At 65.4% G+C, this 15,931-nt stretch carries 13 protein-coding genes; 9 read left to right on the forward strand and 4 right to left on the reverse strand.

The window, feature by feature from the left end:
- Window position 1: 1 nt before the first annotated feature.
- The 9 genes from rarD (at window position 2) to ACUXH0_RS18810 (ending at window position 9,908) form a co-directional block, all read left to right on the forward strand.
- The gene (gene rarD / locus ACUXH0_RS18770) at window positions 2-898 is read left to right on the forward strand and encodes an EamA family transporter RarD (RefSeq protein WP_004636125.1); all 897 of its coding nucleotides are present in this window, start codon (window positions 2-4) and stop codon (window positions 896-898) included.
- A gap of 119 nt (window positions 899-1,017) precedes the next feature.
- Window positions 1,018-2,211 (forward strand): phosphoglycerate kinase, encoded by a 1,194-nt coding sequence (locus ACUXH0_RS18775; protein ID WP_182594485.1) that lies wholly within the window; start codon window positions 1,018-1,020, stop codon window positions 2,209-2,211.
- 49 nt (window positions 2,212-2,260) lie between these two features.
- Window positions 2,261-3,700 (forward strand): pyruvate kinase, encoded by a 1,440-nt coding sequence (gene pyk / locus ACUXH0_RS18780; protein ID WP_012434946.1) that lies wholly within the window; start codon window positions 2,261-2,263, stop codon window positions 3,698-3,700.
- Window positions 3,701-3,787: 87 nt separating this feature from the next.
- Complete coding sequence (gene fba, locus ACUXH0_RS18785) at window positions 3,788-4,852, forward strand: class II fructose-bisphosphate aldolase (protein WP_004636117.1); 1,065 nt, start codon at window positions 3,788-3,790, stop codon at window positions 4,850-4,852.
- A gap of 136 nt (window positions 4,853-4,988) precedes the next feature.
- Window positions 4,989-5,912, forward strand: a complete 924-nt coding sequence (locus ACUXH0_RS18790; RefSeq protein ID WP_024973480.1) for a phosphoribosylaminoimidazolesuccinocarboxamide synthase — start codon at window positions 4,989-4,991, stop codon at window positions 5,910-5,912.
- 15 nt (window positions 5,913-5,927) lie between these two features.
- Window positions 5,928-6,437: a 5-(carboxyamino)imidazole ribonucleotide mutase gene (purE, locus tag ACUXH0_RS18795; protein ID WP_012434947.1), complete on the forward strand. Its 510-nt coding sequence runs from the start codon at window positions 5,928-5,930 to the stop codon at window positions 6,435-6,437.
- A 19-nt stretch (window positions 6,438-6,456) separates the two neighbouring features.
- A complete protein-coding gene (locus ACUXH0_RS18800; RefSeq protein WP_182594486.1) occupies window positions 6,457-7,692 on the forward strand; it encodes a 5-(carboxyamino)imidazole ribonucleotide synthase in 1,236 nt (411 codons plus the stop codon).
- 13 nt (window positions 7,693-7,705) lie between these two features.
- Window positions 7,706-8,719 carry an L-threonylcarbamoyladenylate synthase gene (locus ACUXH0_RS18805; RefSeq protein ID WP_004636109.1) on the forward strand — a complete coding sequence of 338 codons (1,014 nt, stop codon included), beginning with the start codon at window positions 7,706-7,708 and terminating at the stop codon, window positions 8,717-8,719.
- A gap of 145 nt (window positions 8,720-8,864) precedes the next feature.
- Window positions 8,865-9,908: an SGNH/GDSL hydrolase family protein gene (locus ACUXH0_RS18810; protein WP_004636107.1), complete on the forward strand. Its 1,044-nt coding sequence runs from the start codon at window positions 8,865-8,867 to the stop codon at window positions 9,906-9,908.
- A gap of 276 nt (window positions 9,909-10,184) precedes the next feature.
- Here the strand turns inward: ACUXH0_RS18810 and mobB are convergent, their stop codons facing one another.
- The 4 genes from mobB to ku all read right to left on the reverse strand — a co-directional run bounded on the left by mobB (window position 10,185) and on the right by ku (window position 15,911).
- Entirely contained in the window at window positions 10,185-10,712 is a 528-nt protein-coding gene (gene mobB / locus ACUXH0_RS18815; RefSeq protein WP_004636105.1) for a molybdopterin-guanine dinucleotide biosynthesis protein B, read from the reverse strand.
- Window positions 10,709-12,247 carry a D-alanyl-D-alanine carboxypeptidase/D-alanyl-D-alanine endopeptidase gene (gene dacB / locus ACUXH0_RS18820; protein WP_182594487.1) on the reverse strand — a complete coding sequence of 513 codons (1,539 nt, stop codon included), beginning with the start codon at window positions 12,245-12,247 and terminating at the stop codon, window positions 10,709-10,711. The genes mobB and dacB overlap by 4 nt, the downstream gene beginning before the upstream one ends.
- 139 nt (window positions 12,248-12,386) lie before the next feature.
- Window positions 12,387-14,978, reverse strand: coding sequence for a DNA ligase D (gene ligD, locus ACUXH0_RS18825; RefSeq protein WP_182594488.1), 2,592 nt, complete (start codon window positions 14,976-14,978; stop codon window positions 12,387-12,389).
- 18 nt (window positions 14,979-14,996) lie between these two features.
- On the reverse strand, window positions 14,997-15,911 hold the full coding sequence (gene ku / locus ACUXH0_RS18830; RefSeq protein ID WP_182594489.1) for a non-homologous end joining protein Ku: 915 nt from the start codon (window positions 15,909-15,911) through the stop codon (window positions 14,997-14,999).
- Between the last annotated feature and the right edge of the window lie 20 nt (window positions 15,912-15,931).

Genomic DNA, 15,931 nt, shown 5'->3' on the forward strand with positions numbered 1-15,931 from the left:
CATGTCGGCTTCCAATCGCAACGGCGTGATCTTCGCGTTTCTGGCCTACACGATGTGGGGCTTGTTTCCGCTGTACTTCAAGCTGCTCAAGGCGGTGTCGCCGGTCGAGATTCTCTCGCACCGGGTGATCTGGTCATTGGCGGTGATGGTGGTGATCCTGCTCGCGAAGCGGCACGGGGCGTGGTTGTGGGCGCTGCGCACGCAACCGCGTGTGGTGGGGCGCTACGCGGTCAGCACCAGTCTGTTGGCTGCGAACTGGCTGACCTACATCTGGGCCGTCAACCACGACCATGTGCTCGAAGCCAGCCTGGGCTATTTCATCAACCCGCTGGTGGTGGTGATGCTCGCCGCGCTGGTGCTGGGCGAGCGGCTGCGGCCGGTGCAGTGGGTGTCGGTGGCGCTGGCGGCAGCCGGCGTGTCGTGGCTGACCTGGCAGGCCGGCACGCTGCCGTGGATTGCCCTGGCGCTGGCGTTCTCGTTCGGGTTCTACGGCCTGCTGCGCAAGACCTCGCCGCTGGGCGCGCTGGAAGGGCTGACGCTGGAGACGTTGCTGCTGTTCCCGCTGGCGCTGGCCTATCTCGGCTGGCTGGCTTCGCAGCATCAGAACGCCTTCCTGGCCGCGTCGCCGGGCACGCAGTGGCTGCTGGCGCTGGCCGGCCCGCTGACGGCGCTGCCGCTGCTGCTGTTTGGCGCCGGCGCGCGGCGGATTCCGCTGTCGCTGCTGGGTTTGCTGCAATACGTGAGCCCAACGCTGCAACTGCTGCTGGGCGTATGGCTCTACAACGAGCCGTTTGCGGGGCCCAAGGTGGCGGGCTATGTGCTGATCTGGGCGGGTCTTGCGGTGTATTCAGCCGAAAGCTGGATGCAACTGCGCCGCCGCACGCCGCTGCCGGCGTAGTCCCCGCCAATCGGCCTCGGCAAGACGGCCGAGGCCGGAGGACTCCGCCGAGAAACGCACGTTTTGACCAGGCGCATCGGGTAAAATCGCTGTTTTCCGCGATTTCTTCCGAAGCTGCCATGCCTCACGTCCTGCGTCTGTCCGATCTCATCTCCGAAGGAAAGCTTGCCGGTAAGCGCGTGTTCATCCGCGCCGACCTCAACGTGCCGCAAGACGATGCTGGCAACATCACCGAAGACACGCGCATCCGCGCTTCCGTGCCGGCCGTCAAAGCCGCGCTGGACGCCGGTGCCGCCGTCATGGTGACCTCACACCTGGGCCGTCCAACCGAGGGCGAATTCAAGCCGGAAGATTCGCTGGCGCCGGTTGCCAAGCGTCTGTCCGAACTGCTTGGCCGTGACGTCAAACTCGTCCAGAACTGGGTTGACGGCGTGGAGGTCGCACCCGGCCAGGTCGTCCTGCTGGAAAACTGCCGCGTGAACAAGGGCGAGAAGAAGAACAGCGACGAGTTGGCCCAGAAAATGGCCAAGCTGTGCGACGTCTACGTCAACGACGCCTTCGGCACCGCCCACCGCGCGGAAGCCACCACACACGGCATCGCCAAGTTCGCACCCATCGCCTGCGCCGGCCCGCTGCTGGCCGCCGAGCTGGATGCGCTGGGCAAGGCGCTGGGCCAGCCGGCACGTCCGCTGGTGGCCATCGTGGCCGGCTCGAAGGTTTCGACCAAGCTGACCATCCTGAAATCGCTGGCCGACAAGGTGGACAACCTGATCGTCGGCGGCGGAATTGCCAACACCTTCATGCTGGCTGCCGGTCTGAAGATCGGCAAATCGCTGGCGGAAGCCGACCTCGTGGGCGATGCCAAGGCCATCATCGAGATGCTGGCGGCACGCGGCGCGTCGGTGCCCATCCCCGTCGACGTGGTGTGCGCCAAGGAATTCAGCGCCACCGCGGCCGCCACCGTCAAGGACGTGGCCGATGTGGCCGACGACGACATGATCCTCGACATCGGCCCGAAGACGGCTGCGCAACTGGCCGAACAACTGAAGACCGCCGGCACCATCGTCTGGAACGGCCCGGTCGGCGTGTTCGAATTCGACCAGTTCGGCAATGGCACCAAGGTGCTGGCCGAGGCGATTGCTGCCTCGTCGGGTTTCTCGATTGCGGGCGGCGGCGACACGCTGGCTGCCATCGCCAAGTACAACATCGCCGACAAGGTGGGCTATATCTCCACCGGCGGCGGTGCGTTCCTCGAATTCCTGGAAGGCAAGACGCTGCCGGCTGTCGAAATCCTGGAGCAACGCGCTGCCTGAGCGTAAGCGCCGCGAATACCCCCACCACAACAACGAGACACCGCCGCCCATGACCCGCGCTACCAAGATCGTCGCAACGCTCGGCCCCGCGTCCAGCACGCAGGAAGTCCTGACCCGCATGATCGCCGCGGGGGTCGACGTGGTGCGGCTGAACTTCTCGCACGGCGCGGCGCAGGATCACATCGATCGTGCAAAGCTCGTGCGCGAAGTGGCGCGCTCGGTGGGCCGCGAGGTGGCCATCATGGCCGACCTGCAGGGTCCGAAGATCCGCGTTGGCAAGTTCGAGAACGGCAAGATCACGCTTGAGCCGGGCGATCGCTTCACGCTCGACGCCCGCTGCGAGCTGGGCAACCAGGAGCGCGTCGGCCTCGACTACAAGGAACTGCCGCGCGACGTTGGCCCGGGCGATCTGCTGCTGCTCAACGATGGGCTGATCGTGTTGCAAGTCGAGCGCGTGGTGGGTGAAGAGATCGAGACCATCGTCAAGATCGGCGGCGATCTGTCCAACAACAAGGGCATCAACCGCCAGGGCGGCGGCTTGTCGGCGCCGGCGCTGACCGCCAAGGACATGGAAGACATCAAGACCGCGATGGCGCTGGGCGCCGATTACGTCGCGGTCAGCTTCCCCAAGAACGCGACCGACATGGAAATGGCGCGCCAGTTGGCCGCCGTGGCCGGCGCACCGCACAGCCACAAGACCCGCATGATCGCCAAGATCGAGCGCGCCGAGGCCATCCGCCCGGGCGTGCTCGAAGAGATCCTGGCTGCGTCCGACGGCATCATGGTCGCGCGTGGCGACCTGGCGGTGGAAGTCGGCAACGCAGCCGTGCCGGCGCTGCAGAAGCGCATGATCAAGCTGGCCCGCGAAAACAACAAGCTGGCCATCACCGCCACGCAGATGATGGAATCGATGATCGTCAATCCGGTGCCGACGCGCGCCGAGGTGTCGGACGTCGCCAACGCCGTGCTCGACGGTACCGATGCCGTGATGCTGTCGGCGGAAACCGCCGCCGGCCGCTACCCCGTCGAGACCATCGAAGCCATGGCTGCCATCTGCGTCGAAGCCGAGAAGTCGCAAACCGTGCATCTCGATGCAGATTTCCTCGACCAGACCTTCAGCCGCATCGATCAGTCGATTGCCATGGGCGCGCTGTTCACGGCGCACCACCTGCAGGTCAAGGCGATTGCCGCGCTCACCGATTCCGGCGCTACGGCGCTGTGGATGAGCCGCCACGGCATCAACATCCCCATTTATGCGATGACGCCCAACGTGGCGTCGCAGCGCAAGATGGCCCTGTACCGCAACGTGCAGTCGCTGCCGCTGGCCAACAGCGCCGACCGCGACGAAGCCCTGCACCAAGCCGAAGAACTGCTGGTCGCGCGCGGCGTCGTGCAGCGTGGCGACTTCATCGTCCTGACCGTCGGCGAGCCAATGGGCCAGGCCGGCGGCACCAACACGCTCAAGATTGTTCGCGTCGGCATGCACTGACGCCCACGACGGAACGCCGTTTGCTACGTCTACCAGACGTCCACGCGTTCCTGAGACCGAATACAGATCGATCCATAGGAGAAAACCATGCCACTCGTCTCGATGCGCCAACTGCTGGACCACGCCGCTGAAAACGGCTACGGCCTGCCGGCATTCAACGTGAACAACCTGGAGCAAGTCCAGGCTGTGATGGAAGCTGCCAAGGAAGCCGGCGCACCGGTCATCCTGCAGGCCAGCGCAGGCGCCCGCAAATACGCCGGCGAATCGTTCATCAAGCACCTGATCCAGGCTGCTGTCGAGGCTTATCCGGAGATCCCGCTGGTCATGCACCAGGATCACGGCCAAAGCCCCGCGATCTGCCAGGGCGCCATCGACCTGGGCTTCGGCTCGGTCATGATGGACGGCTCGTTGCGCGAAGATGGTAAGACGCCGGCTGATTTCGACTACAACGTCGACGTCACCCGCCGCGTGGTCGAGATGGCGCACAAGGTTGGTGTGACCGTTGAAGGCGAACTCGGCTGCCTGGGCTCGCTGGAAACCGGCATGGCCGGCGAGGAAGATGGGCACGGCGCGGAAGGCAAGCTTGACCACTCGTCGCTGCTGACCGACCCGGAAGAGGCTGCCCAGTTCGTCAAGGCGACCCAACTGGACGCCCTGGCCATCGCCATCGGCACCAGCCACGGCGCCTACAAGTTCACGCGCAAGCCTACCGGCGACATTCTGGCGATCAGCCGCGTGAAGGAAATCCATGCACGCATCCCGAACACCCACTTGGTGATGCATGGCTCGTCGAGCGTGCCGCAAGAACTGCTGGCCATCATCAACCAGTACGGCGGCAAGATGAAGGAAACCTACGGCGTGCCCGTCGAGGAAATCCAGGAAGCCATCAAGTACGGCGTGCGCAAGATCAACATCGATACCGACATCCGGCTGGCCATGACGGGCGCGGTGCGCAAGTTCCTGGCTGAAAACCCGGACAAGTTCGACGCCCGCGAATGGCTTAAGCCGGCGCGCGAAGCCGCCAAGCAAATCTGCAAGGCGCGCTATATCCAGTTCGGCTGCGAAGGTCAGGCGGGCAAGATCAAGCCGATCGGCCTGTCAGTGATGGCGCAGAAGTACCAAAGCGGCGATCTGGCGCAAGTGGTGCAATAAGCATTTTGCGTCACATTTAGCAAACGGCTGGCACTGCGCCAGCCGTTTTGCATTGCATGGGCCATATTATGGGCCACCCATGGGCCACGTATAATGCTGGCCTTCCACGTTTTCTTATCTCCTCCCGGGTTCCGCCGTGTCCGCCACCCCTGCATCCTCCGCCCTTTACGAATCGTCGATCACCAGCCTGCCGTTGCTCGGCCGTGGCAAGGTGCGCGAGAACTACGCTGTCGGCGACGACAAGCTGCTGATGGTCACCACCGACCGCCTCTCGGCGTTTGACGTGATTCTTGGCCAGCCGATTCCGGACAAGGGCCGTGTGCTCGCGCAGATGTCGGATTTCTGGTTCAACAAGCTGCGCCACATCGTGCCGACGCACGAGACGGGCATCGCCCCGGAAACCGTGGTGGCCCCGGACGAAGTCGACCAGGTGCGCGGCCGCGCCATTGTGGTCAAGCGTCTGAAGCCGATCCTGGTGGAAGCCGTGGTGCGCGGTTACCTGGCCGGCAGCGGCTGGAAGGATTACCAGGCCACCGGCGCCGTGTGCGGTGTGCATCTGGCCCCCGGCCTGCAGAACGCGCAGAAGCTGCCCGAGCCGATCTTCACCCCCGCCGCCAAGGCCGAGATGGGCGAGCACGACGAGAACATCTCGTTCGATGAAGTCGAGCGCCGCATCGGCCCGGACCTCGCCGCGCAGATCCGCGACGTGAGCATCCGCCTGTACAAGGAAGCCTCGGACTTTGCCGCCACGCGCGGCATCATCATTGCCGACACCAAGTTCGAGTTTGGCCTGGACGAAAACGGCACGCTTACGCTGATGGACGAGGCGCTCACCGCAGACTCGTCGCGCTTCTGGCCGGCCGATTCGTACCAGGTCGGTACGAACCCGCCGTCGTTCGACAAGCAGTTCGTGCGCGACTGGCTCGAAGCCGTGCGCATCGATGGCAAGCCGTGGCCGAAGACCGCGCCGGCGCCGCAACTGCCTGCCGACGTGATCGAAAAGACCGCTGACAAATACCGCGAGGCGCTGACCCGCCTGACCGGCGAGTCCCTGCGATAAACCGGAGCGATGACAATGACCGCACAGCAATCTGCTCCGCTCGTTGGCGTGGTGATGGGCTCCAGCTCCGACTGGGAAGTGATGCGCCACGCCGTCGATATGCTCACGCAGTTCGGCATTCCCTTCGAGGCGCAGGTTGTCTCGGCGCACCGCATGCCGGACGACATGTTTCGGTACGCCGAAGCCGCACGCAGCCGTGGTTTGCGCGCCATCATCGCCGGCGCGGGCGGGGCGGCGCATCTGCCGGGCATGATCGCCGCCAAGACGATCGTGCCGGTGTTCGGCGTGCCGGTGCCGTCCAAGTACCTGCGCGGCGAAGACTCGCTGCTTTCCATCGTGCAGATGCCCAAGGGCATTCCGGTGTCGACGTTCGCCATTGGTGAAGCCGGTGCCGCCAACGCAGCGCTGGCTGCCATTGCCACCATCGCCACCACCGACTCGGCCCTTGCCGACAAGCTCGAAGCTTTCCGCGCCCAGCAGACCGAAGTCGCACGCGGCATGACGCTCCCTGTGCACGGCGCCTAAGTAACCTACGACCCGATTCATGGCCGACGACCTGAACCCGCGCCTGGCGCAAGCCCACACCGCGGAATCCCGCGCGCTGAACGTTCCCAACGCGATCCTGCCCGATGCGTGGCTTGGCATGCTCGGCGGCGGCCAGCTCGGCCGCATGTTCACGCACGCCGCACAGGCGATGGGCTACAAGGTCTGCGTGCTCGATCCGGACCCGAACAGCCCCGCCGGCACCATCGCCGAGCGCCATCTGTGCGCTGGCTATACCGATGAAGCCGCTTTGGCCGAGATGGCTGCGCTGTGCCTCGCGGTGACCACCGAATTCGAGAACGTGCCGGCGCAAGCGCTGGACAAGCTTGAGCAACTCGGCGCGTTCGTGGCGCCGCGTGCCAATTGTGTGTCGATCGCGCAGAACCGCATCGCCGAGAAAAAATTCTTCGCGCTGTGCGCCGCACGCACGGGCATCCACCCCGCACCGAGCTGGGTGATCGAGCATGAAGCCGATATCGAGCAACTCCCCGCCGACCTGCTGCCCGGCATCCTGAAAATTGCCCGCATGGGGTACGACGGCAAGGGCCAGGCGCGTGTCTCGACGATTGAGGAGTTGCGCGCCGCCTGGGGCGCCATGCAGCACGTGCCGTGCGTGCTGGAGAAGATGCTGCCGCTGGCCTACGAGGTGTCCGTGCTGGCCGCGCGCGGTGCCGATGGCAGCACGGCCACCTGGCCGCTGGCCGAGAACGTGCACCGTGACGGCATCCTGTTCTCAACGATCATGCCGTCGCGCAGCGTGTCAGATGACATTGCCACGCGCACACGCGCCGCTGCCGCGATGATCGCCGAAGAGATGGGCTACGTCGGCGTGCTGTGCATCGAGTTCTTCGTGCTGCAGGACGGCTCGCTGGTGGCCAATGAAATGGCGCCGCGTCCGCACAACTCCGGTCACATCACCATGGATGTGTGCGAGACGAGCCAGTTCGAGCAACAGGTGCGCGCCATGGCCCGCCTGCCGCTGGGCAGCACGCGGCAGCACTCGCCGGGGCGCATGCTGAATGTGCTGGGCGACGTGTGGTTTGAGTACGGGCTGGAACGTACGCCCGCGTGGCACGAAGTGATGGGCCACAGCGGTGCGAAGGTCCACCTGTATGGCAAGGCCGATGCGCGGCCGGGCCGCAAGATGGGCCACGTGAACTGCGTCGGCACCTCGCCAGAAGTGGTGGACGAGGCGTTCCGCCACGCCGCGCACGTGCTCGGCCTGCAGTCCGACTAAAGACGAGCCGCCCATGCCGCATCGGACCACATCGCCCTACACCATGCCTTCCGCTGAGCGCCTCGATGAGGCCGCGCGCAGGCTGGAGGCAGGCGAGCTGGTCGCCTTTCCGACCGAGACCGTGTACGGCCTCGGCGCCGATGCCGAAAGCCCGTCGGCCATCGCCAAGATCTATGCGGCCAAGGGCCGGCCCTCCAATCACCCCGTCATCGTGCACGTGGTGGATGGCGCCGATATTTCCTATTGGGCCGACGATGTGCCCGGCATCGCACTGCAACTCATCGAAGCCTTCTGGCCGGGACCGCTTACGCTGATCCTGAAACGTGCGCCGCACATTCCGGCCGCCGTAGCAGGCGGGCAGGACAGCATCGGGCTGCGTTGCCCGTCGCACCCTGTGGCGCAGGCGTTGCTCTCGCGCTTCAAGCGCGGACGCGGCGGCATTGCGGCGCCGTCGGCCAACAAGTTCGGCCAGGTCAGTCCGACCACCGCGCAGCACGTGCGGGACGAATTCGGTGATGCCGTCTTCGTGCTCGAAGGTGACGGCGTGGACGTGGGCATCGAATCGACCATCATCGATCTCTCGCGGCTGGATCAGGGCATTGGCCCCGTGCTGCTGCGCCCGGGCGCTATCACGCCCGAGGACATCGAGCGCGTGACCGGCGAACTGCCGGCGGCTCCCGATGCCGCTGCGCCGCGCGCTTCGGGCACGTTAAAGGCGCATTACGCGCCGCGCACGCCGTTGTATCTGCTGTCGGCCGCCGATGTGTCTGCACGCCTGGCTGCACTGCCTGCGGACAAACGCATCGTGTGGCTCGGTGCCCCCGTGGCACTGCGTGATGGCTGCGACCAGCGCGTCGCCCCCGCCACGCCCGCCGCTTATGCCAACGCGCTCTACGCGCTATTGCGTGAGCTCGATCGCGGCGGTTACGACGCCATCTGGGTGGAAACCCTAGCCGATACGCCCGCCTGGGCGGCTGTCAACGACCGTCTGCGTCGCGCGGCCGCCGCGTTCGAGACGGACCTCTAATTCTTACGGGCCGCGCGTTCGCCGTGTGCCCGGCAACCTCGCTACACTTGGGCGTTGTGTCGTTCCGCGTGCTTCAAACACGCACGGCGAGGTTACGCACCGCGGCACCACAGACCATAAAAATTCCACACGGGAGACAGACATCATGAAGTTCCGTCAATGGATGGGCGTCGTCGCATCGGCGACCCTGGCCTTGAGCCTGGCCGCTTGCGGCGGCGAAAGCGATCAGAGCGGCAATCCCAACGTCGCCAAAGTGCAGCGCATGGTGGTGTTCGGCGACAGCCTGAGCGATGCCGGCACCTACACGCCGGCAGCGGCTGCCGTGGGCGGCGGCAAGTTCACTACCAACCCTGGCCCGGTCTGGGCGGAAACGGTGGCGGCGCAACTCGGTGTGGCTCTTACGCCGGCCGTGATGGGTTATGCCAACTCGGTGCAGAACTGCCCGAAACCTGGTTGCTTCGACTACGCGCAAGGCGGTTCGCGCGTGACCGACCCGAACGGTATCGGCCACAACGGTGGCGCCGGGGCGCTCACGTATCCGGTCAAGCAGCAACTCGCCAACTTCTACGCGGCCAGCAACAACACGTTCAACGGCAACAACGACGTGGTGTTCGTCTTTGGCGGCAACAACGACATCTTCTATTGGGCAGCCGCCGTGGCGACCCCCAATTCGGGTGTGACGCCCGCCATCGCCACCGCTCAAGTTCAGCAGGCGGCGACTGATCTGGTCGGTTACGTCAAGGACATGGTCAGCAAGAACGCAACGCAGCTTTACGTGTTCAACCTGCCCGACAGCAGCCTGACGCCGCAAGGCGTGGCGGGCGGTGCGGCAGGTCAGGCGCTGCTGCATGCGCTGGTGGGCACGTTCAACACCACGCTGCAGGCCGGGCTTGCCGGTACCGGTGCTCGCGTGATCGACTTCAATTCGCAATTGACGGCCGTGATTCAGAACGGTGCGATGTTCGGTTTCAGCAATACCAGCGTGCCGGCTTGCGATGCGACCAAGATCAACGCACTCGTCCCGGGTGCTGGCGGCAGCTCGCTGTTCTGCTCCGCCAACACGTTGGTGACTGCAGGTGCAGACACGGCGTATCTGTTCGCCGACGGCGTCCACCCCACCACAGGTGGCCATCGCCTGATCTCCAGCAACGTGCTGCAACGCCTGCTGGCCGACGGTGTAACGCACTGACCAAGCACCACTGAGCAAAATAACGCCCGCGCGAAGCGGGCGTTCTTGTTTGCGGCGATGGTTTCTATTTGGCGTCGGCCGCTGGCAAGGTCACGCCAAGTGCGCTGGCGTGGCCTGACCACATCGCTCTGCGGCACGATGGCGAGGCGCAAAAAAAAAAAACCGCGCCAAGCGGCGCGGCCGATAGACGGGACAGCATGTTGTTGGGAGGGGGCTGGCGAAAAACTGGATCACCCCATCATAGCCAATCCGCCTTGCCCACATGTTAAGAGTGCTTCATATGGCCGACTTGGCCAGTTGCTGTACGGCAAACCGGTACACCGCATCGACGTCGTTCAGATCCAGCACGGCCACGCCTTCGGGTGGTTGCACGGCGGCAGGCGAATCGGTGGCCACCGCCACTACGCCGCCGATCTCCGGCCAAAGCGGCTGGCGGCCGAGCGAAGGGCGGAAGACTTCAATCTTCGGAAACGTGCTGCGCTTGTAGCCTTCAACGATAACGAGGTCGGTGGCGGGCGAGAGCAGCGCCAGCACGTCGTCGAGTTCGGGCTCCAGCGCGTTGGCGTATTCGCGCATCAGCACAAGTCGTTCACCGCCTACGAGCACGACTTCGGCACTGCCGGCTTCGCGCATGCGGTGCGAATCCTTGCCGGGCGAATCGAGATCAAAGCCGTGATGCGTGTGCTTGATGGCCGCCACGCGGCGCCCGTCGTGCACGAAACGGGCGATGAGTTGCTCGACGAGCGTAGTCTTGCCGCTGCCCGACGTGCCGGTGATGCCCAGCAGTGACTTGCGTGAACTCATCGCGGCGCGCCCTGGTAGATCCATTGCAGCAGTGCATCGTGCGCGGCTTGGCCGCCGCTGGCGTTCGGGTGGTTGATCATGCTGACCACCACGAAGCGCTGGCCGTCTTCGCCTTCCACATACCCGGCGATGGCGCGCACGCCGTTGAGTGTGCCGGTCTTGATCTCGGCATTGCCGGCCACCCCGGCCCGTGTCAGGCGATTGCGCATGGTGCCGTCCACGCCGACAACGGGTAGCGCATCGCGCAGCACGCCGCCGTTCGGGTTGGCGTCGGCCTGCTGCAGCAGGCGCCCCATGTTGCGTGCGCTGATGCGCTCGGTGCGTGACAGGCCCGAACCGTTCTCCAGCACCAGCTCCGGCATCGTGAGGTTCTGTTTGGCGAGCCAGCGGTTGATGACCTCGGTCGATTGCCGCACCGATGCGGGCTTGCGCCCGATTTCCGCGCCGATGGTGAGGAAGAGCTGGCGCGCCATCACGTTGTTCGAATATTTGTCGATGTCGTGCACGACTTCCGACAGCGGCGGGCCGTAGTGCGTGGCCAGCAGAACGGCCTGACGCGGTACCTTGCCTTCGCGCAAGCCCGGCGTGAAACGCGTCGTGCCACCGGCCTGCTGCCATAGCGCCAGGAAGCCACCCCAGATGAAGTCGGCATGCGTGAGCGCGGCGATATTGAAGACGCGTTCGCCGCACGCGGCGGCATAGCGGCCGTCGAAGCTGGCTATGACGTGGCCGTCGGTCTGCGTGGAGATGTTGGCGCCGGAGGTCGTCTTCCAGTCGCCGCAGCCGCCGCGCGTGGTGCGCAACTGGTTATCGATCTGCAACTGCGCCAGCGGCGGTGATACATCGATGTTGACCGCGCCGTTGCCGGCATCCGGCGAGAGCGTGAACGTGAGCGTCTTGAATGAATACAGCAGCGCGTCGGGCGCGACGTTGTAGGCACGCGCGCTATCGCCGTCCAGCGGCGGTGCTTCCGACAGATCGCCCTCGAAGTAGGTGCGATCCAGCACGATGTTGCCCGCCAGTTCATCCACGCCGGCGCGGCGCACGTCGGTCACCAGCTTGACGAGCTCTTCGGGAATCAGCTTCGGATCGCCCTGGCCACGCAGGTACAGGTTGCCGTTGAGCGTGCCGTTGACCGGAGCGCTGTCGGCATAGGCCGTGGTCTTCCAGCGAAAATCCGGGCCAAGCAGGTCTAGCCCCGCGAAGGTGGTCAGCAGCTTCATGGTCGACGCCGGGTTCATTCCGGCGTCGGCATTCCATTGCAGGATGGGCGTGGCGGTGCCGGTGCGGATCACGAACACGCTCACCGCGTCCAGCGGGATACGCGCGCGCGCAAAAGCCAGCGCCACGTTGGCGGGCAACCCGGCGGGGTTATGCGCAGCCTGGCGTGTCTGCGCGGCGGTAGCGCGCGGTGCCGCCTGGGCCTTGGCTTTCTTGGCGTGCGCCAGCGGCGAGGCCGCAATGGTCAAGAGCACGGCGCAGGCAAGCGCGCTGCGCGACAGGGTCAGCAAACGGGTCGGACGAATTCGGGCCATCGGCGGGGGGCAGAGTGGGGCGCGCACACATGCGCCAAGTGCAGACGCAGGCATGTTAACGCAGTGGCCCCGCACTTCGGCCGACAAGCAATGGGGCGTTCACCGCCCAATTCTTTGAGAACCGCCGGTGTGTGACGGCTCAGTCATCGGCGCCAACGCGTTTGCGCATGTCGGCCGTGACCGATTGACGCGTACCGGCATAGGCGGCCCAGGGATCGCCCTTGAGCTTGGCGAGCCGTTCGGGCAGCGTGCGCAGCGTCCACTGGGCAGACGACTGCAGCCCTTCCAGCTCGTCATGGCGGATCGGCACGGACACTGGCAACCCCGTCCGCGCGCGCAACGAATAGGCGGCCACCGTGCTCGCACCGCGGTTGTTGCGCAGATAGTCGATGAAGATTTTTCCCACGCGGTTCTGCGGCCCCATCTTGGCGACAAAGCGGTCAGGGAAGGTCGCGGCCATGTGTTGCACCACGGCTTGCGCGAACGTTTTGAGCGTGTCCCAGCCAGCGGCTTCGCGGCGCGTGAGCGGCACCACCACGTGCATGCCATGCCCACCGCTGGTTTTCAGGAAGGCCTTCAGGCCGAGTTCATCAAGCATGGCCAGCATGAGCTGCGTGGCCTCGATCACGCGCGCGAAAGGCAGCGCCGGGTCCGGGTCGATATCGAAGACGATGCGGTCGGGTTGTTCGATGCGGTCGGCCAGCGCATTCCACGTGTGGAACTCCACCGTGCCCATCTGCACCGCGCCGACCAGGGCCTCGGCCGAGTTGATCGCAAGCAGCGACGGATGCCCCGGGTCGAGCGATGGGTCCAGCTGCGTGATGCCCTGCAGCTTGAGCGCGGCGGAATGCTTCTGGAAGAAGCGCTCGCCGTCGATGCCGTCGGGCGCGCGTACGAGCGATGTCGGGCGGTTGCGAAGATGCGGCAGCATCCATTCGGCCACACCGGCGTAATAGCGCGCCAGGTCCGCCTTGGTGGTGCCACTGGCTTTCTCGATCACGCGATCCGGATGCGTGACGTCCACATCGGCGATGCGTTCGGCACCGGGGCGCACCTTGCGTTCGGCAGCATTCACGGCGCGGGTCTCCTTGCGTGCGGCAGCGCTGGGCGGCTTGGCTTGTTCACGCACGATGTTGCGCGCGAGTTTGTCGTCACGCAAACCTTGGAACACGGCTTGCCGCACGATGCCTTCGCGCGTCCATTCGGCAAAGGCGATTTCCGCCACGCGTTCGGGCTTCACCCATTGCACGTCGCGCGCATCGCTGCCGGTGGGCGGGTTGGCGAAGGGCGGCGTGTCGACGGTCAGACCCGTCAGCTCGTGGTGCAAAGCGTGCAGACTCGTCTCGTTGAAGCCCGTGCCGACACGGCCCGCATAGCGCAGCTTGCCCGCGTCGTCATACACGCCGAGCAGCAGGGCACCGAAGCCGCTGCGGCTACCCTTGGGCGCACTGTACCCGCCGATCACGAATTCCTGCCGCTGCCCGCATTTGAGCTTGATCCAGGCAGGGCTGCGGCCGGCCCGGTACGGCGCATCGGCGCGCTTGCCGATCACCCCTTCGAGCGACATGCTGCACGCGGAAGACAGCAAGTCTTCGGGTGCCGCGTGAAATGTCCCTGAGAAGAGCACCGCTTCGCGGTCCAGGTCACCCGGGGCGGCATCGAGAATGCGCTCAAGCAGCGCTCGCCGCTCCCGCAACGGCACACCGCGCAAGTCCATGCCGTTGCAGAACGGGATGTCGAACAGGTAGTAGGCAATGTGTTCGGCATGCGCGGTTTCAAAGGCGTTCTGCAGCGCCTGGAAGTCGGGCACGCCGCGCTCGCCCATCACCACGACTTCGCCGTCGAGCCACGCCTCGCGCAGGCCCAGCGCCTGCAGCGTGCGCGCCTGACGCGGCAGCTTGGCCGTCCAGTCGCGGCCGTTGCGGCTGAACAGGCGCACGGTGTTGCCGTCGATGCGCGCCAGGATGCGGTAGCCGTCGAACTTCACTTCGTAATTCCACTCGCCTTGCCTTGGCGGCGCATCGACGAGCGTGGCAAGCTGCGGCTCCAGCGTTTTCGGCAACGTGCCGGGCACGGCACCGGCGGGCGGCTGGACTTGTGCCGGATCGGCACGCTGGGCCTTGCGGCCATCGGCCTTGGCCTTCGGTTTTGCGCCGACGTTCTCTCCGGTGATCACGCTGGCGGGCAGCGCCTGTGTCACGTCGTAGTCGCTCGATGCGCGCACCTGGTCGTCGCGTTCCTTGATCAGCAGCCACTGTTCTTTCGGATGTCTGCCCGTGCCGTGCAAATGCGTGCGTACCAGCGCCCATGCACCATGCAGCTTCTCGCCATGGAGGTCGAATTTGAGCTTGCCGTCGCGATACGCCGTGCGCGGATCGCCGTGCGGGTGCCAGGTGCCCCGATCCCACACGATCACGTCGCCGCCGCCGTATTGTCCTTCGGGGATATGGCCTTCGAAATCCGCGTAGTCCAGCGGGTGGTCTTCAACATGTACCGCGAGGCGCTTGTCGGCGGGGTCCAGGCTCGGGCCCTTGGGGACGGCCCAGCTCTTGAGCGTGCCGTCGAGTTCCAGCCGGAAGTCGTAGTGCAGTCGCGTTGCGTCGTGCTTCTGGATCACGAAGTGCAGGGCGCCATGGTCACGCTGCTGGTCGGCTTTGCGGCGCGCGCCGGCGGGTTCCTGGGTCTGCGTGAAATCGCGCTTGCTGCGGTAGTCGGCGAGATGGCGTGGCATGGCGTCGGCTCCGTCGTGTTAGGCGCGCTTGCGCGTGGTGGTCTTGCGCGCCGTCTTGGATGCGGCTTTGCGGGGTGCCCGCTTGCGCGGGGCAGGCTCTTCCTGCGCTTTGTCGTTGGAGGCATCTTTGCCCTCGCCACGCTTGGCGAGGCTCTGGCGCAGGAGGTCGGTCAGGTCGATCACGTTGCCGGTGCGTGGGGCAGCGGTTTCGGCTTCCATCGGTTCGACGGATTCCGTGCGGCCTTCGCGCACTTTGCGATCGACCAGCCCGAGGATGTCGTCGCGGAACGTGTCGTGGTACTCGGCAGGGTCCCACGTGCCGCTCATGTCGTCGATCAGCTTTTCGGCCATGTCGATTTCCTTGGCCGTGAGCTTGGCCGCCTTGGCACCTTCTTCCGGCAAGTCGAGTTCGGACCAGTCGCGCACCTCGTTGGACCAGCGCAGCGTATGCAGCACAAGCACGGGCCCCATGGGAATCAAAGCCGCCAGATGCTGCTTGGTGTGCAGCACCACGTTGGCGACGCCAATCTTCTGCGAGCGCGTCAATGCCTCGCGCAGCAGCGCGTAGACTTTTTCGCCGCGCCGGTCGGGCGCAAGAAAGTACGGCGTATCGAGATACAGAAACGGAATCTCCGCCGCATCCACGAAGGTCAGCAAATCGACCGTTTGGGTCGAGGCCGGGTTAGCGGCCCGGATGTCCTCGTCGGTCAGGATCACGTAGCGGTCTTTCTCATAGGCGTAGCCGCGCACGATCTGCTCGCGCGGCACTTCTTTGCCGGTGGTCTTGTTGATGCGCTTATAGCCGACGCGGTCCATGGTGCGGCGGTCGAGCCAGTCGAAGTCGAGGTCGTCGCTGCGGGTGGCCGGATACAGCGCAACGGGAATATGGACGAGGCCGAAGCTCACGGCGCCCTTCCAGATCACACGGGGCATGGCAGGTCTCCCGATGCGGT

The organism is Ralstonia sp. 110700041-2, from assembly GCF_056280165.1.